The sequence below is a fragment of the Bradyrhizobium aeschynomenes genome (assembly GCF_013178945.1).
GTDB lineage: Bacteria > Pseudomonadota > Alphaproteobacteria > Rhizobiales > Xanthobacteraceae > Bradyrhizobium > Bradyrhizobium aeschynomenes.
This window is the reverse complement of sequence record NZ_JABFDM010000016.1, coordinates 1-17361: the sequence shown is the minus strand read 5'-3', so window position 1 is coordinate 17361 and position 17361 is coordinate 1. Positions and strand designations below refer to the sequence as shown.

Annotated in this window: 11 protein-coding genes and 2 pseudogenes; 4 read left to right on the top strand and 9 right to left on the bottom strand. The window is 61.3% G+C overall.

Annotation, left to right across the window (positions count from 1 at the left end; genetic code table 11):
* Nucleotides 1–126: 126 nt before the first annotated feature.
* The 3 genes and pseudogenes from HL666_RS30745 to HL666_RS30735 all read left to right on the top strand — a co-directional run.
* A complete protein-coding gene (locus HL666_RS30745; RefSeq protein WP_172185272.1) occupies nucleotides 127–1938 on the top strand; it encodes a YadA family autotransporter adhesin in 1812 nt (603 codons plus the stop codon).
* A 91-nt stretch (nucleotides 1939–2029) separates the two neighbouring features.
* Entirely contained in the window at nucleotides 2030–2509 is a 480-nt protein-coding gene (locus tag HL666_RS30740) for a hypothetical protein (protein ID WP_172185252.1), read from the top strand.
* Between the two features lie 68 nt (nucleotides 2510–2577).
* A pseudogene (locus tag HL666_RS30735) lies at nucleotides 2578–2985 on the top strand (cytochrome P450); the annotation flags it as partial.
* 219 nt (nucleotides 2986–3204) lie between these two features.
* On the opposite strand, the gene HL666_RS30730 reads toward HL666_RS30735, so the two are convergent.
* The 6 genes from HL666_RS30730 to HL666_RS30705 all read right to left on the bottom strand — a co-directional run bounded on the left by HL666_RS30730 (nucleotide 3205) and on the right by HL666_RS30705 (nucleotide 10869).
* Nucleotides 3205–3714 (bottom strand): hypothetical protein, encoded by a 510-nt coding sequence (locus HL666_RS30730; protein WP_172185270.1) that lies wholly within the window; start codon nucleotides 3712–3714, stop codon nucleotides 3205–3207.
* Nucleotides 3711–5117, bottom strand: a complete 1407-nt coding sequence (locus HL666_RS30725) for a B12-binding domain-containing radical SAM protein (RefSeq protein WP_172185268.1) — start codon at nucleotides 5115–5117, stop codon at nucleotides 3711–3713. The genes HL666_RS30730 and HL666_RS30725 overlap by 4 nt, the downstream gene beginning before the upstream one ends.
* On the bottom strand, nucleotides 5114–5737 hold the full coding sequence (locus HL666_RS30720) for a dTMP kinase (protein WP_172185266.1): 624 nt from the start codon (nucleotides 5735–5737) through the stop codon (nucleotides 5114–5116). Before HL666_RS30720 ends, HL666_RS30725 begins: the two co-directional genes overlap by 4 nt.
* Nucleotides 5738–6156: 419 nt before the next feature.
* On the bottom strand, nucleotides 6157–8022 hold the full coding sequence (locus HL666_RS30715; protein ID WP_172185264.1) for a DUF6119 family protein: 1866 nt from the start codon (nucleotides 8020–8022) through the stop codon (nucleotides 6157–6159).
* A gap of 1438 nt (nucleotides 8023–9460) precedes the next feature.
* Nucleotides 9461–10174, bottom strand: a complete 714-nt coding sequence (locus HL666_RS30710) for a hypothetical protein (RefSeq protein ID WP_172185262.1) — start codon at nucleotides 10172–10174, stop codon at nucleotides 9461–9463.
* Between the two features lie 464 nt (nucleotides 10175–10638).
* Nucleotides 10639–10869, bottom strand: a complete 231-nt coding sequence (locus HL666_RS30705; RefSeq protein WP_172185260.1) for a helix-turn-helix domain-containing protein — start codon at nucleotides 10867–10869, stop codon at nucleotides 10639–10641.
* A gap of 326 nt (nucleotides 10870–11195) precedes the next feature.
* On the opposite strand from HL666_RS30705, the gene HL666_RS30700 reads away from it, so the two are divergent.
* A complete protein-coding gene (locus HL666_RS30700; RefSeq protein ID WP_172185258.1) occupies nucleotides 11196–11597 on the top strand; it encodes a hypothetical protein in 402 nt (133 codons plus the stop codon).
* A gap of 151 nt (nucleotides 11598–11748) precedes the next feature.
* On the opposite strand, the gene HL666_RS30695 is transcribed toward HL666_RS30700, so the two are convergent.
* From HL666_RS30695 to HL666_RS30685, 3 genes and pseudogenes are all read right to left on the bottom strand, one after another.
* Nucleotides 11749–15294 carry a TM0106 family RecB-like putative nuclease gene (locus HL666_RS30695; RefSeq protein ID WP_172185256.1) on the bottom strand — a complete coding sequence of 1182 codons (3546 nt, stop codon included), beginning with the start codon at nucleotides 15292–15294 and terminating at the stop codon, nucleotides 11749–11751.
* Between the two features lie 251 nt (nucleotides 15295–15545).
* A complete protein-coding gene (locus tag HL666_RS30690) occupies nucleotides 15546–16253 on the bottom strand; it encodes an alpha/beta hydrolase (protein WP_283814800.1) in 708 nt (235 codons plus the stop codon).
* Nucleotides 16254–17149: 896 nt separating this feature from the next.
* A pseudogene (locus HL666_RS30685) lies at nucleotides 17150–17361 on the bottom strand (IS110 family transposase); the annotation flags it as partial.

The window sequence follows — 17361 nt, the reverse complement described above, 5'->3', positions numbered from 1 at the left end:
TGAGCACGAGCCTCCGGGTGCAAGGGACGAACCGGCGCGCTGCTGCCTTTCCGGCGCATCATTTGGCGACGCATGTCCCGGCTGATCCGGATGGAGGTTCAGGTTCGTATGATCCAGGTTCGTATCATGTTGGACGATCGTGCGGCCGATGCGCGCCGATTGCGGCGGCGGTGTCGTCGCCTGCCGGGCAGCAGACCGCTCGCCTCGCGGCTTGCAGCGTGGAGCGTCCGCCCGCAAGCGGGTCTTGCATGCTGCGCCGCCATTGCGATCGCCGCGCTGATGACGGCGCCTGCTCAGGCACAAACGGCGACCGGCCTCAGCAGCACGGCCACTGGCATCGGCAGCACGGCGAGCGGCGACTACAGCACGGCGACCGGCAACAGCAGCACGGCGAGCGGCTACGCCAGCACGGCCACCGGCTTTTCCAGCGTTGCGAGCGGCCTCCAGAGCACGGCCAACGGCGTCGCCAGCGCGGCCACAGATGACGGAAGCACGGCGATCGGAGACCACAGCACGGCGAGCGGCAACACGAGCACGGCGATCGGGCAGGCCAGCAGGGCGATCGCCCTGGCGAGCACGGCGCTCGGCGCGGGCACCAGGGCGGACGGCGAATACAGCACGGCGCTCGGCATCGGCGCCAGGGCGACCGTGAACGAAAGCACGGCGATCGGCTCCTACTCCGTCGCGATCGCCACCAATTCGGTTGCGCTCGGCGCGAACTCCGTGGCGGATATCGCCGACACCGTGTCGGTCGGAAGCGTCGGCAGCGAGCGCAGGATCGTCAACCTCGCCGCAGGCACGATCGCCGCCAACAGCACCGACGCGATCAACGGCGGCCAATTGATGACGGCGAACCAGCGCGTCGCCGCGGCCTTCGGCGGCAACGCCGGGGTGGACGCCAACGGGCAGTTGACGATGCCGAGCTACATCATCCAGAGCGTCGCCTACGACAATGTCGGGGGCGCGCTGGGCGCGGTCGACAGCGCGCTGACCGCCAACGCGGCCAGCATCGCCAACCTGCAGACCCAGCTCAACAGCGGCGCGATCGGCCTGGTGCAGCAGAACGCCGCGACCCGGATCATCAGCGTCGGTGGCGCGACGGACGGCACGACGGTGAGCGTCGCCGGCAGCTCCGGCAATCGCACCGTCACCGGCGTCGCCGCCGGCGCGCTGAATGCAACCAGCACCGACGCGGTCAACGGCAGCCAGCTCTATGCCACCAACCAGCAGATCGCGTCGCTGTCCGGCCAGGTCGCCACCAACACCACCGACATTGCCGCGCTCAGCGCGACCATCGGCGGCATCTCGCAGGCCGGACGCTACACCAAGATCAACAGCACGGCTGCGGCGGCAACGGCCTCGGGCGCCGATGCGATCGCGATCGGCGGCAACGCCCAGGCGACGCAATCGGGATCGATCGCGGTCGGGCTCGACGCGGCGTCGACCGGCGTCAATGCCATCGCGATCGGCACCGGCGCCGTGGCCACCGGCTCGGTCGCGGTCGGCGCTGCCGCCTCGGCGGCCAATGGCGGCGCAGCCTATGGCGACGGCGCCGTGGCGACCGGCTCGCTGGCCACCGCCATCGGTCCGAATGCGTCCGCCACGGCAGCGAATGCCGTCGCCATCGGATCGGGATCGACTAACACGGTCGCCAACACGGTGTCGTTCGGCTCTGCTGGAAACGAGCGCCGGCTGACCAATGTCGCCGCCGGCATCAGCCAGACCGACGCCGTCAACGTCGGGCAGCTGCAGTCGGTCGCGGCGGGCCTGCAGAACCAGATCACCGACACGCGCCGCGAGGCGCGGCGCGGCATCGTCGCCGCCGTCGCCGTGGCACCGGTGCTGATGCCGTCGGCGCCGGGCAAGACGTCGGTCGCCGCCGGACCGGCTACTACCGTGGCGAAACCGGCGTCAGCATCGGCGTGTCGCATCGGCTGAACCTCGGCATTCCCACATTGATCTATGGCAGCTATTCCAATGGCGGCGGCAACGAGCATGTCGGCCGCGGCGGCATGGCGGTGGAGTTCTGATGCCGACGCGGCCGACCGACCGCCGCGATCGGGACCGCCCTCGGTCCCGCACCACGCTGGCGGCCGTGTGCCGCTGGTTGATGCGAGCCGCGGCAGGTCCGCTCGTCATCGCCGCCCTGCCGCAGCCCGCGACCGCCCAGCAACAGCCGGCTCCCATGCAGGCGCAGGTCCCTGCCCAACCACCGCAACCGGCCGCACCTCAATTCCAGCCATCGCTGCAATGGACCAACCTGCCGAAGATGATTCTCGAACGGCAATTCTCCGGCCCGCTGCAGGACACCGTGATCCAGCGGCTGCGCGATCCCGTCGATGGCACCGTGTGCTACGTCTATCTGCCGATCTCGGCGCCGCATTCGCCGACCACGGCGACCGGCTTCGTCCAGTACGGCCCCAACACCGTCGGCAACATATCATGCATGCCGGGCCGCCCCGGGCCTCCCGTTTCCTCCGTGAATGGAGCACCGGCGCAAAGGAGATAAAGGGGAATCGGGGATTGATCTGGAGACTGTCCTCGCCCGCGGCTCGCAGGTTTCGCGCACCGTCACCCGTCAAGGTGCCGGACAAATGGCGCGCCGCCTTCGAGGACCGCGTGCGCTGGGTGGCGCCGATTCAGGCGAGCTCACGCCTGGTCATGGAGGACACCGAGATCCGCGGCTGCCTGATCCCGAAGGGCGACACCGTGATGACCATCCAGGCCTCCGCCAACCGCGACGAGGACCTGTTCACCGACGGCGAGCACACCAACGCGCTGCGCGACCCCAATCCCCACCAGGCCTTCGGCAACGGCCCCCACCACTGCGCCGGCGCCCACCTTTCCCGCCGCACCGTCGGCGCGATCCTGCTGCCGATGCTGTTCGAGCGGTTTCCGAAGATGGAGCTGGTGGATGCGGCGAGCGTGCGGTGGCACGGGTTCGGGTTTCGGGGGCCGCTGGGGTTGGCGGTGAGGCTACATTAGGATGAGGGCGAGAGCTCGCTTATTCCGTCTAGCAGCACGCGGCGATCAGGATTAATGGTCCCACAACGCCGCACGACGCGTAGTAGTATCGCGCGCTGACACCCGTCACACCACGAGGGAGTCCTTCGAAGCGTCTTTTGGCACGACGAAGACAAACGCGGGCCGCTTTCTGAGCTCGACGACTTCTGCGGAAGAAGATCAATCGCGTCGTTTGTAGCCTCAAGCGTTCGCCAGCGCGACGGCACTTGAACCGATTGACGCGTCCACCGCCAGACAGATGCATTCGCGCAACCGTCGAACATAGTCCGTTCGCTCCTTGATGGGTCTTCTCATCATGAATGAGGGATGCTCAAGCCGGACCACGGTTGGTCCAGCATGATGGCCGGCTTTAAGGCGTGAGCCTTCGACTCTCTGGAGCGCGTCACCCACGATTGCGCTCAGCCCGATCACGACGTCAGACCTGGAAAGCTTCCACAAGGCGTGCCGTTCCAGTTCCTCAACGAGTTCGCCACAGCTCGGGTAGCGCTCCCGGCCCTCCTTGTCGAAAAGCACGCGCGGTATCACGTTGTCGAAGCGTATTATAACATCGTCAGATGCCGCCGCGGCTTCGATTGCGCTTCGCAGGAATTTGCCCGAGCGGGATTGGGAGGAGAAGGCGGGAAACGGCTTGGAAGTTGCCGGATCGAACTTGCGGCATGGTCCCAGGAATAAGATCGTCGCCCGCTTCATCGCAATCGCTGCTCTCGCATTATCGTCGCCAAATTGCGGCGGATGACGTCGACCGGCACGTCGCCGAACTGCAAACCGGTGGAAAAGTTGAACTCGTCGCGATCCGGCGGACAGTCTGCGTCGGCCATCCGGTCCGAATAGTCCAACATGGCCTCCGGTAAGTGACCAGCATCAACCAGCCGCTGCCAGTCCGGCGTGCCCGGATAAGGTCGGTATTCGAAGACGCTACAGCGGAAACGCCCCGGCATGCCGTCCGTCAGATCCCAAAGCTGCCTTATCAACGCCAGGGTTTCCTGATGCTCGTCCCGGGTCTCAGTAGGCAGTCCAAGGATGAAATATCCTTTAACGTCAATCCCGATCCTGCAGAGTCTCGTCACGGCGCGCACGACCTGAGAAACGGTGATCTTCTTGTCCACGTGTCGCAACACGCGGTCGCTGCCGCTTTCGATGCCCAAAGCGACCTCACGACACCCTGCTGCGCGCATCAGATCGAGGAGGTCGTCCTGTGCCGTTGCCAGAACGTTGATCCGCCCGGTCGCGTCCCAGCGCATATCCAAGCCGGCATCGACAAAGGCACGAAGTGTCGTTCGCATCATCCTCTGATTAGCCAGGAAGAGGTCATCGACGAATCTAACCCTTTGCACGCCGAGCCGGGCTCTGATGTCGACGACCTCCTCTATGATCCTGTCCGGCTTACGCATGCGGATGGTGACGTCTGGATTGCTGCTGACGGCAGCGCCGCAAAAAGAGCAGTCGAAAGGGCATCCGCGCGACGCCACCATCGCCGATTCCAGAATTCCGCCGTCACTGTACGGATCCCGATCCAAATGGCTCCTGTCCAGGAGCGGCATCGCGTCGAGATCGGGTGCCAGCAGAAGCGGGTCTTTGGCGCGTACGGTCGGCATCACTGGCCGTTGCCCCTCGCGCCAAAACACGCCCGGCAGCTCAGCCCGCGATGTCACATCGCAGAGCAGGAATGGGACACGCGTTTCAGCTTCGCCAAGGACGAGCGCATCGATCCGCGGAATGCGGCTATCTTCGAGAATGGCACGCGGCAGGGCTTTGGCATGGTGGCCACCCAACATCACGGATATCTCTGGATCGAGCAGTTGCAGGAGTCGGACGCTATGGACATAGGTCGGCGCCAGCAGATTGAGGCCGACCCAGCGTGGAGCGACGCGATTGAGAAGTGTCGCGACCTCGGAAAGACCAAGTCCCCTGGCCTCGGCATCCAGCACGCGGACCGAAAAGCCGCTTTGGTTGGCACAGGTCGCGATGTACGCTAGCCCGAGCGTCGGCAGCGTGAATTCGTTACGCCTTGGTTCCTGGTCGTAGTTCCTAAGCGGCGAGTTCACCAGGACGAGGTCGATGCCGCTCTCGATGGCCGGCTGCGGCTTCATCATGAGCCGGTCCTCTGCCACATGTCCGCGATTTCGGCGGCGAGCGCCCGCGCCAACGTCGTTTGGTCAGGCGATGCATCCACGACCCGCACATCGTGGCCCTGCTCTTTCAGAAGAGTAGCCGCTTCATCGTAGAATTCGATCTCCTCGCGAGGCTTCAATCGATCCTTGAACCAGTCCGACTTGGCCGGACGGCTGCGGCGTCTTGCCTCCAGCGCCTCCGCCTCGAGCCGCAAGACAAATGTGACCGATTCGGCCAGCACCGGCCGGTTCACCTCGTAGAGATATTTGACGGGCACACCCGCAAAACGCTGATAGACCAGCGTCGAGACGACGAAACGGTCACAAAGCTGGGGCCGCTGCGCGCTCTCTCTCAGCTCGGCGCGAGCGGCTGCAGTGGCAAGGGCCAGTGTCAACGGCCGGTCTGACGTACCGGCGAGATCCCGGATGACCGCGCTCCAACGCCCGCTGTCGTTGTTGCTGCACAGATCGAAAGAGACGTTCGCCCGGCCTAACTCTTCCGAGATCATATGGAGCATCGTGGACTTCCCGATGCCGCTCGCCCCTTCAAGGGCGACTATCGGGAACTTGGCTACACCGTGGCTAAAATCTGCTGCAAGCATCGCTTCAATAATCCGCCATGCCTTCGAGGCCCAAAACGGAGGGCCCTATCCATCTCGAAGCCAAAAACAACTCATGAATGCAACCATGAAATAATGCCACCATTGTCGCGATTCGGAAACCACCACTTTCCGTCTATGATACGCTAATCAGTGCACAGGAACTTGCCCTAAACAAGCGTTGGAAGTTCCGTCCGCCACAGGCTTTGCTGTCCTGGGCTTCGGTGCCGGCGCTGGCCTCGCGCTCCTTTGCCGGCATGATTAGGAGCACGGCGAGCCAGAGACCTTCAAAGCGGATACAGTACAGTTTCGGTAGCAGTGCTGCTAATCTTTAGCACTCCCACGACCGGGATCGTTAAACCTGCAGAGGCGCCAGTATCTGAGCATCAAGTGCACGTAACCGCAATTCCGGATTGGATTGGCTAGTCAGCCAAAGCATAGGGCCAATGGAACGATGAAGTATAACCGGCTTCGCTGGTCTTCACGGAGAGATTGAAACGCGTACCGGGTTGACTCGATGACACTTCCTTAGGGCATCCTTTGATGTTTACGTTAGTATCCAGTCCCTGACCTTGAATCGCGCGAACAACCTTTTTACGGCCATCCTGCACGACCTCAACTAGCACGGCCTGGTATGGCATATGGCCTCCCTTGGCAGGGCTGCGGTCTGGAATAAAAGTGAGAGCACACGGGATTCTAGCAAAGTCTAGTCGTTGCATATTCCGCATTAAGCTTAGCTTAGAGAAAAGCGGAAGGTTCGAAGAACGCGCAGCGGGGTCCTTGTGGGTGATGATCCCGAACACAATCTTGTAGTCAGAATGTACGAACGGCGCGATATAGGAAGTCGGATCAACTCCATTTAGCTCCGCCGTTATGAGGGCCTCCATCTTTGCACGCGACGCCGGCTCATGACGGATAAGCTCCAAAGCATTCAGGCCCTGATTAAACAAATGACTGAGATGTGCAGAGCGCGTCGAAATCTTCACATGATAGAAAAATCCGCGTCGTCCTGACGCCGCACCCTCATCCGCCCGGGCTATGTAGAGATCGCAGGGCTCTATCGCAGTTGCACCTGATGGGCTGATATCTTTTTGGTCGAGGCAAAGCAGCCCCGGATGTGCAGCGGCCATGGCGATATTATAGTTTTCTTCGCTATAAATCAGCTTACCATTGCTTTGAACATCATGATCGTACGCAGATAAATCGGTCGGCTCCCATTTAGCATCCAAATAATCGCGCAACCGAGCCGCAAACGCGCGCTCGACCTTATACCAAGCGCCCTCGCAAAGATGATAGATCGCACCCTCTCCCTCAAGCTGAATATCGAAAATAAGACTACGATACAGCCCGTACGATTTATCAGGAACACCTTCCGTATCGGTAAGGATGAGACGATAGTCGCGTTTGAGCTGGTCAAGCGTTAGGGAGGCCAATCCATCGTGACCAACGTATTCATAGAATTGCTCAAGGGATATGTCCGGATAAATCTGGCTTGAACCCGAGCCTCCGGCAAACATGCAGCACGTAGCATCTCGGTAATCGACTATGTCCGGTATAGTAAGCGTAGTTTCGCCGTCCTTACTCTTGATCGATTTCAGAAGGCAGTCCTCTAGAGGAGCCAAATCATCCGGATTTCGCACAGGCGTAATATTTTCAATATTCGGAAACGACTCTTTGTACTCTTCGCTTTCATAAAGCTCGAGGAACCGGTGACATCTGTCTGCTAGATCGTCAGGCTTGACCTTCAGACTGACCTTCAAGCTGGCCGAACCTGTAGCCGCCTTAAACAGATCCTCGAACTCAGGCTTCACCTTTCCGGTAAGACTCTTGATGATCTCGCTGTTTGCGTCAAAGTCGAGATAAGTCAACTCTGTCGAAATTGGCACTTGAGTTCTCTTGCGACGAGCCGGGCCGGGCTCAACCATGTCGGCGCTTCGCAGCTGCTTTGGGTCAAGCATGTTCAACGTTACTCGCAGACCAAAATCATACTCATAAGCGACATCTTTGAGGTTGTGATGCACTTGACCAAAGGTCACGGCGAAGCACCTGTCGCTGACTGAAAGAAAGAGTATTGCCCCCTTAGTCTCCTGCCAGATATCCTCCTCAACTCCAAAATATCCACGCCACCATGGCCGTTTAGGCTCGGCGTCCAGAATATAGAAGATCCCACCGTCGGGAATATGCGCGCCCTCGACCGCTTCGAGGCTATGATCTTCGACCAACACATTGGCAGCGTTATAATTAGGTCGCAGTAAGTAGATTGAGAATGGTCTCGACTTCTCAGCCATCTATTTCATCCTTAGAACTCGCTGGCGTCCCTTCGTCCTCCCGAGTGCGCTGATTATTCGTGAGGCGTAATGGCTTGTTAGACCGTCATGAACTCACAATCGGGTACAGAACGAGGAAGGTTCATCGGAACTCCCTTCCGCTGAGCAGTTGCGGCCAAAATGGACTGACGAAATGCTTTCTGCCATCGGATGACCGCAGCGGGAGCAGGTAAAGGCTCAGGGATCCCCGCGAACGCAGTCCTCTCGACAGTCAGTGGAGCCGTAGATGGGGCTGCACTCCAAATTTGTACCGCTGTCACCGCGCTTGGCGATCCTCTGCTCTAACCATGCACGATCTTTTCAACTTAGACGTGCCTCCTTGCTTCGGCAAGCCGAAAGCAACTCGCTAATTTGCTCGTCAGAGCAGGTGCATCACTTTCGTGTGCCGGATGCGCCACCGAGCGAAATACAGAAGCACTCAAAAAACAATTTCTCTTTTCCGGAAATCATGCTAGACTGCCGCCGTCTCCTGCTCGCTGAAGGGGCGTTTCGCGATCGTCACGGACCGTGGAGCGGGAGATGCGGTGGCCGCCTGGGGTCGCAGTGCGCGTTTCGCGTGCGGACGAACGAACCTCGGGCGGACGGTCAAGCCGTGTGGTCCCGACACCCCGACGCTGGTGTCTTGGTCGGCGACATCCCGATGACGGGGGCAAGCAAGCCCGGTCCCCTGGGAGAGCACGGAGCAGCCGTTCAACCCATCGCGCAGGGAAGGCCGGTTGTTCGGCCAATCCTGTGGTGACTGCCGCCTGCTTTTCTTTCTGCAGGCGGGCCATGGGTGCGGCCTGCACCCGGCCTTCCCTGCGCCCTTCTTGATGAGGGGCGTCCCGAAGAGCAAAGCTCGGACGCAGGAATGCGCCGCGAGGCTGAGGAGCCGCGCCGCGAGGGTCAGAGATCGAGGGTTGAGCGCCGGGGAATGGCGCTCCCTAGGGAAGAGTGAAAAAGCCAACAATTCAAGGCGTTTGCCAATTTTCCAGCCACGAGTTCCACCACTGAGCCACAACGGCTATTTCGGCGATTGGCAAACAGATTCGCTCGGCGATCTCACCCGGTTTGCCGCAACTCCGGCCCAGGCGCAGGCAACCTGCGACGCAGCGGATCTCAGCAGACTGCTGTGCCCTCAGCCCTCTTCTCGGATCCATGGCTCTTGAGCCCTTCCGGCGCCTCTGGGGGCTTCAACGGAGTTTGGCGGCAGACACAAGCCGCCAGAGCCGCTTCAGTCTCCTAGGCCCGCGCTATGGCCTTAGGGATATGGTCAGGGGCATTGAGGCGAGACACCAAGTCGGATGAAATTTCGTATCAGACTCGACGGCCTTGCCCCGCGCTCTGCCTGGCGTGGATCATCTGCCGACCCCGCACCGGTCAGAACCGGTCAGGGGGCTCTGGAGCCCGACAGCAGCGATCACCTCTTACCCCGACGGCCACCCAGCACATGCAGGTATCGATTCCGGAGCTCAATGATCGCCGACCGATCGAGCTCACCCCGTCTGAAGCGTTGGCGCAGCTCAGCCCGTTCTTGATCCGGAAGCGCGGCCACCAATTCCCAACCTTCAGCGACGTCGTCGAAAAGCCCCACGATCGCCGGATCCAGCCGAGCCTCGTCGTCCTGGAGCTGGTCAAGCCGATCTTGCGTCACGCCGATGGCGTTCGACCAACCATCAGGTGCATAGGCCGCTGGTGGAGAAGGTCTGTTTTTATATAGTTCTTTATAGGCAGGTCCCTTAGGGCCCCGCGGCGAGTCTTTATACGCAGGTCCCTTTTGGACCCGCGGAGCCGCAGGTCCCTTTCGACCCCGCGGACGCAACGACTTATCCACAGGCACAGGCACGTCATGGACGACATAGTCGAGCTCGCCGAACCGGTGTCCGTCGACGAATCGTTGCGCTTCGCGGGCGACATAGCCGGCGGCGATTAACTCTCGAAAGATGCGCTGCAGCTTCTTGCGGCCAACAACCAGGGTCCGCCCGACGTGATCCAGGCGGACGTGCCATTTGTGGGGACGCGACAGCAGATAGCCGAGCACGCCCTTCGCCTCGACAGATAGGCGGGGATCCGCGAAGACAGCGTTCGGGACGATGGTGAATTGCGCCCTGTGCTCGCGACGGACGATCGTCACTGGCGGTTGACCATCTAGGGGTGTCCGTCCAGATCGCTGCAATCTTCAGCCGGCCGGGGGGAACCCATTCTCCCTGCAGGATGGCGTGCGAGGCTTACACGAGTATTCGCCTCTTTCAGCAGTTTGCCGGATCTCGCATTCCCCGATATGCGCAACTCACTCCTGCAATGGCAGCGCGGCAACATAAGCCGATTGTGCCATATCCATTGCGGGCTGGCATATCGCCGAGTATTCGCTGTGCTCCGCCGCTATGCGATTAGGCTATCCACGTCCAATCGAGGGACACGGACAGCATCAGCCGCATCGAAGCAGCCGGGACGAGGCCGGTGCGTAGAAGGTGAGCGGGCAGACGAATAGCCGCGTCGGTGGCCGGACGAGCCTCAAACTACGGCGCAGGTACTGCTCGGAGCGGGATCGACTTGCTGCCTAGCCGGCTCGTCCACCGCAATTCCAAACGTTCTCGTTTAGAAAGGCGGCTTCAGCAGATCGGAGGGCTCAACGCCCAGCGCTACGGCCAGCGCCTGGACGTTATCGAGGGTGAGATTAATCAGCCCTGCCTCAATTTCGCTGATGTGCGGCTGGTCGAGCTCGGTCAGCTCGGCCAAGCGTTCTTGGCTAAACCTTTTTGCTTTGCGAAGCCGCCTAACATTCTCCCCGAGAACGCCGCGCGCCGCCTTTGGGTCCGACCAGTTCATCTGGACGGTAGGACCAAAGCGGGGCTGGAAATTCTATAGGTTATAACCTATAATACGAAAATACCGCCACCTCTTTGGAGTTGTGGGGCGGATTCCGAATGGGCGCATGCCCCTGGATTTCGGAGACAGAGCGATGATGCAGGGGGCGCGAAGCTCAAACAGTTAGACTCTCGAGGAGACCGGGGGGCCGGCACAACGGCCCGACAGCAGCAAGCAACAGCAGCCTGAGCGAATACTAGACATCATCGGAATCGCAGGGGCCCAGCGGCTAGGGGCGATACACGACTGTGAGGCTGTGCGCCGCACGCGACTCTTTCGGAGCTCAAATGGAAACGCGAACATCGTTTAACAGTCTTGATTCTGGGACGTCGTCGGACCCAGACGCTGGTCTCACAGCTCTTGAGGAACAGCTTATTGCGCTGGCGGCAGAACTCGATCGCAGCGTTTCCGACCTATCGAAGCAAGCTGACGAGTACGTTACGGCACATGACGAGGCGTTGCTGGCCCGCCTTGATCCTGTCGAACGAGCGATCATGGAGACGCCCGCCAGCACTTTGAAAGGCCTGAGCATAAAGGCGCGCCATTTGGCCTACGTCCTATCAGAGTATTGGGAATCTCCGATCGATCAAATTGATTGGCAAGGGCGAGCGGTACGGCTCCTCGTTGAGGAGATCTGTAAGATTGCGCACGTGCCCGTAGACATTCGCCAGCCGAACTTTGGCGAATAGTGCCGCCTGTCTCCTCGTCTTTGGCTAGCCGCGGCATAGCGAACATCCGCAAGGCGGCTAGTTGTTTATGAGGAGGGCGGAGTCGCCGTCGGCGGCTCGCCTGACGTTGCTCCCCGCCGGTCGGCCCTCCCCTGAGACAATCTCTACGCCGCTACTCGCCTTGAAGACGACCACCCCCTCCGATTTCGGGTAGTGTGATCTTCGTTGCCAATTCCTCAAACCGGCAGAACCCGCTCGCCCAGGCCATCTGGTCGGGCGTGCGGCAATCGGGTTCGAAGAGACGTGGATTCGCAACAACAATGACTATGCCGCGCGCCCGGCTAGTCGCCACATTGAACCGATGCGGGTCATAGAGGAACGCCATGCCGCGCGGCGCGTCCTCAGGTGAGGAACTTGCGCACGAATAAATCACTACTGGCGCTTGCTGGCCCTGAAATTTGTCAACAGTCCCGACGCGGACTACATCAAAGCTGGCGAGTGCACGCCTCAGCGCACTTACTTGAGAATTGTAGGGCGCGACGACTAGGATGTCCTCCGGCTCCAAAAAGCGGGCTTCCCCATCGGCGTTTGTCCACGTGTTGCCGGGTTGCAGCAACGAACGAGCGATCGCAACGACAGCCTCAACCTCTTCGAGGGATTGGGCTTGGTTGCCTTGATGGGCCACCTCCACCAGGAACAGACCTGCACCGGCGAACAGCGTGGCGCCATCGATACGTTGGCGCTCTAAACCGCGATTAGACTGCAGCCGCCCTTCGTAATAGGCCTCCGACGTGAACGCGCAAATGGCGGGGTGCAGCCGGTAAGTGCGGTCGAGGAACAGACCTTGGTCGGGGCGCAGGGTCGCCTGCCCGGGACCTAGCAGGTGCACAAGTGCAGCAACGTCCGCGCCGTCTTCGTGGGCGCCCCGCGTGGGCTGTTCAAGCTGCTGCGGGTCACCGAGTAACAGCAAATTGCGGGCCGCGCGCGCGGCCGCGAGCGCCTGTGCCAGAGCCATCTGTCCAGCCTCGTCGATGACCAGCACGTCCAGGCGGCCGATAGCGTCAGGATGCGCCCACAGCCAAGCGGTGCCGCCGACGATGGTGCCCGGGGCAATGCGATCGAGCGCGTCGCGTGACGACTTGGCAAATTCAATGCCGTCCACACCGTCGTGCTCATCATCCTTGTGTACCAAGTGCAGTTCTTGGACGCTCCGCGATGCATTGTTGGTGTTGCCTACGGCGATCAACAGGTTATCGATGACTTTGTGGCTGACGGCTGTGATGCCTATCTTCTTGCCCGCCGCGGCGAGCGCCAGGATGGCATTGGCACCTTGAGTCGTCTTGCCGGCTCCTGGCGGCCCCTGGACGGGCAGCACGCCGCCTTCGATTTCGCTAGACAGGCGTACCAGCGCCGGGCCAGCCTCTTCATCGGCACGGCGGAGCTCGTAGCCGACGCCAGCGATCCGGCGCGGCGGGCGTGCTCGCAAGAGTTCACCTGCAGCGGCGTAGGGGCTGTCGTGATCGAACCCGCTGTTGCAGACATGCTCGGCGAAAGCCAGCACGGCTTCTTCGAGCGGCTTGGCACCGACCACCGGATCTTTGAAAACCGAGGCAGGGAGGGACTGCATGGCCTTCTCGCTGATGCTCAATACGATGGTTCGGTCGGCGAGATCGAGCGCTTCGACCGTGGCTTTCATCGTGTGAGGTTCCTGGCCCGACTCTGCGGGGAGCGGCCATACGACGCTGTCACCGACATCGACAGCGGTTTCCTGGATGGGGAAACGGAAACGGCATCGCGCATTCCGCTCGCGCCCTCTTTTCGGAAGACGTTCGACGAACTCAAGCCCGGCAAGCATATGGCGTTCTTCGAGGTGTTCATCATCGGGCAGATCGCGAAGCCGAAAGAACTCCCACCAGGCGTTCTTTTCTTCCTGACGGAAGTACCCGAGCATCGCAGCGAGGGGCGCCCGCGCCCTTTCGTCCGCCGTCCAGGTTTCGAGGTCCGCCGGCAAGCCCTGCCGCAAGATGTCCCTGAGCGCCGAAATGCGCTGATCGCGGGCGCTGACATCCTCACTTGGCGTCAGCGTGCCGGGCACCGGCCGATCAATGTACTGGCCGCGCGCGAGACAATCGTCGCGCTGGCGCTCGAGCCAGCCACGCAGGCTCTCCGTGGAGAGGCAGTCGTCCGCGTTGTAGGCGGCGACGCGGCCACGAACTTCGTCTGGGAGGACTTCGATATTGCCCAGTTCAAGCGCTAGTTCGAGGTTGCGCCGTGCGATGCCGGCGTCTCGAAGGTCCAGTCGGCGTTGAAAGCCATGCAAGGCTTCCAGCTCCTTGAGACCGTAGCGCTCCACGCCTATGCGAAAGCTCTCGCGCACAACGGCGTGCAAGTCCACGAATCGCCGGCCACGTAGCAATTGGTCCAGCTCAGACCCCCGGGTCGCATGACGGGCTGAGAGCCTTTTCAGGGCCGCGGGCTCGTAAGCGCCGAAGTGATAGACATGGGTCCCAGGGTGCTCCTGCACGCGAGCCAGCGCAAAGTCGATGAAGGCCTCAAAAGCAGCCTTCTCCTCAGCCGTCTGTAGCGCCCACTGTTGGTTGAACTCGACGATTCCGGCCTTATTGGTGAAACACACCCCGGTGAGGTATTCTAGGCCGTGCGGGGCAACGAATGGATCGCCCTCGAAGTCGAGGAAAATATCGCCGACCGAAGGCTCTGGTAATCTTGCCAGCCCGCGGCCTGGGTCAAGCGCAAGCGCCTCGATCTGCGGCATCTCGGCACCTCGGCTTGCCACTTGCAACCGGGCTTGTTGTCCGAGCCGTCGGTAGGTTTCTTCAGCGCCTCGCTTGGGCTTGTCAGGAAGCCGACCCTCTCCTTGGGCAATGGCAGTAACCGTGGGAAGTCCCTGCTGCTGGAACTCACGCACTTGAGCGCCGCTGATGCCTGCGACCAAGGAAGGGTGGTCGTCGGCGCGCCTCTGCTGGTCGCAATAGCGCCAATGGGTGCAGACGTCGCAGTGAGCCACAGGTTGCGGATACGTGCTCGGCGCCGGAACTGCGCTTACTGCGGTCAACAGGCGGGTACGTACCAGACGGTAGTACGCCGCAAACTGCGCGGTGCGGTAGGTTTCCTGCTGAAGCGGCGTGATGACGTGGATGGATTCGGGTTCCAGCCCCTGCATCGGCTTCAGCAATTCGGCGTAAGTGCACAGTTGCAGGATCGTGCCTGGCTTGGTCTGAAGTGAAAGCTTAGTGTCGGCCGGCTCGTAAGCGTAGCCGGGCAATGACGAAGTCGTGCTGCCGACGCGCAGTAACACGTCCGCAATACCGCTGAAGACATCATTGGCTAATGTAGCCTGCACGATAGCGTCGAAGCCGGCCTCCATCGCTCGCTGGGTTGCCCTAGGATCGCGCTCGTCACGCAGGTCGCAGATCGAGCGGCCGGCACTCCGCAGCCTCTCGACATAGGCCGCCTCGTGTTGGCGGCCTCGCTCACGCAGCGCCTCGAGGCGTGGGTCGGGGCTGTACTCGATAGACAGGAGCCCGTCACGCCTCTGGCGCTCGATTTGGGTAAGGTGGGGACAAGCCAGATGGGCCGCGAGTTGAGTCGGAGTGAGGTGGCCGGGGCGTCCCTTTGCCGACCGATCAAGGGTGACCAGCTGGTCCTCCAGCTGGTTCTGTGTCGGTGCTGTTCCTTGAGCGTTCCTTGTCTTTTCCATGGGCTCTCCCGGCCACAGTTACGGCGCCAATCAAACTACAAAGGCGCTGACAGACTTTACCTCAAGCTCTCAGGGCTATCGACACTTTCCAGTCGTCAACAGCACCGCAAATTCTGCGCGGCCTCGCCGCGGCGTCGGACAAATCGAAATTGAGGCGACGCCGGGATTGCTGGCCCGGCCGGCGCAGAAGGACGCCTGCAATGCCTGAGAATCGTCCGGACCAGCTAACAGACTAAGCATCCAACACTGCACTAGGGATCGAAGTCTTCGACGAGTCCCTTGGACATGGCAACGATGGCGTCTGCAGTTTCGGCCGGACTGAGAGTCGGGTGAAGATGCGTCCCGTTCAGCCGTACGACCGGCCAACCGCGATGCCGGGCTTCAGCAGCCGAATGCTCATGGATTGCTGACGTTTGAATGAACCCAGCCGGGATGTGGTCCCACTCGGAAAGCTCGATGATATCGTCGAACCATTTGATCGAAAACTCAGGCAGGTCGCTTTCGAAGGCAGCTAGCGCGGAGGGGTCACGCCCTAAGATATCGAGCCCAAGGAGAGCCTCGCGTCGTTGATCCCCCTGCCACCTGGACCAGATCGGAAGCGTCCCATCTGGTTTTGCAAACGTCTCGATGAGCTCTCGCAATGCCGGTCTAATCGGGGCGGCCGCTCCCTTCGACGGCGGCACTTCGCCGTCGACCATGATCAAGCAGCGGCACGGCAGTCTCGCTGCCAGATCAGCGATCAATGCGGTGGCGGAGCTGTGCCCAACGAGGACGGCCCTCGGACTCAGGTCCACGAGGGCCGCCAAATGGGAGGTCCACTCCCTCCAGGCGGGTGGCGTATGCCGATGCGCTAGAACATCGGGCAGCTGAATACGATATCCTAGCCCCTCTAAATGGCGCGCGGTTGGCTCAAGGCTAGACGCACGAACCATGGGTCCTGGCACAAGAACAAATTCCATCGGCATAGACCTCGGCGGATTGCATTCGGCGCGCAGAAAGCTCCGATCATACCACAGACCGTGAGCGTGACGCACTGGCCGCTCGGCATCCGCTGCGGCGCCGTTGCGCCGGTTAGGTCAGAAGGCAAATGGGCCGGCCGAGTCCTTTTGTTTCATTGCTGGCGATCCCTTGAGACGGCTCGATGGCCACAGACGTCAATTAGCCGCGGCGGCTGAACGTCCGCCGCCTGCGCTGAAGATCCGAACATAACCGATCTATATGAAATGCGAGCGGCCGTTTCTCGAGCCAATGAGCTATCTGCACCAATTTACGCCCGACTTCGCCAATCTACTACGAGTGCCGCTAAAGAACTTGAATTCTCGTCGCTTTCTTCTGTTAGCAACACCACCATTCTCGGAATGGTGCCACGCTGTAAGAAGGGGACACAAGAACTTACGACCGCCGATTCTACGCCGCGGAGAGGCGCTTTTATCTTGCCGCTTTAATCGGCCGGATGTTCTGCCTCTCCGCCACGATCGTCTTCGTCGTTTTCGCCATCGGTGCTCTCCATCTTCATTGTCAAAAACACGCCTGCAGCGCGGTCTGATCTGCAGCTCTTCGACAGCGAGGAGTCCCAGTGCGCCGTGCAGCTTTCCGCGCTCAGCGACGGCGTGGCGCGGCTGCACGATGGCAGCAGCATAGCCGTCGCGGCGCAATTTTCCATCGGTCTGACGGAGCCACGTCACAGGCAATTTCGCGCGATCGCGCCGTCCCTTCGGGCACCGCGTCGCAGGCAAGATAGCGTGCGTTCCGTCATCTCTGATCTGCACCGGTCCTCATCCGCTGACAGCGGAGCTCCATCAATTCGCGCGTCGTCCGCGACGCCCGTTCGTTGCTGCCGGGCTGTTGCTACGGTTCATGCCAGCGCTCCCAGCAGCCTGCGATCCTTGCGCTTGGCATGCGCGGCCGCGTCGGCGGTGCTGACGGCCTGGTCGCCGCAATACGCCGTGCCGTCGCACCACATCGCGTGCATGATCACCGCCAGTTTGCGCGCCACCGCCACCACCGCCTTGCGGTGTCCAGACCGCTTGGCAACCGCCAGTCCCCAGGTCTTCACCTTGTCGCGAC

Coding starts and splice junctions, on each gene's coding strand:
- HL666_RS30745 (WP_172185272.1), top strand. CDS start 127: ATGTTGGACGATCGTGCGGCCGATGCGCGCCGATTGCGGCGGCGGTGT.
- HL666_RS30740 (WP_172185252.1), top strand. CDS start 2,030: ATGCCGACGCGGCCGACCGACCGCCGCGATCGGGACCGCCCTCGGTCC.
- HL666_RS30730 (WP_172185270.1), bottom strand. CDS start 3,714: ATGAAGCGGGCGACGATCTTATTCCTGGGACCATGCCGCAAGTTCGAT.
- HL666_RS30725 (WP_172185268.1), bottom strand. CDS start 5,117: ATGATGAAGCCGCAGCCGGCCATCGAGAGCGGCATCGACCTCGTCCTG.
- HL666_RS30720 (WP_172185266.1), bottom strand. CDS start 5,737: ATGCTTGCAGCAGATTTTAGCCACGGTGTAGCCAAGTTCCCGATAGTC.
- HL666_RS30715 (WP_172185264.1), bottom strand. CDS start 8,022: ATGGCTGAGAAGTCGAGACCATTCTCAATCTACTTACTGCGACCTAAT.
- HL666_RS30705 (WP_172185260.1), bottom strand. CDS start 10,869: ATGAACTGGTCGGACCCAAAGGCGGCGCGCGGCGTTCTCGGGGAGAAT.
- HL666_RS30700 (WP_172185258.1), top strand. CDS start 11,196: ATGGAAACGCGAACATCGTTTAACAGTCTTGATTCTGGGACGTCGTCG.
- HL666_RS30695 (WP_172185256.1), bottom strand. CDS start 15,294: ATGGAAAAGACAAGGAACGCTCAAGGAACAGCACCGACACAGAACCAG.
- HL666_RS30690 (WP_283814800.1), bottom strand. CDS start 16,253: ATGGAATTTGTTCTTGTGCCAGGACCCATGGTTCGTGCGTCTAGCCTT.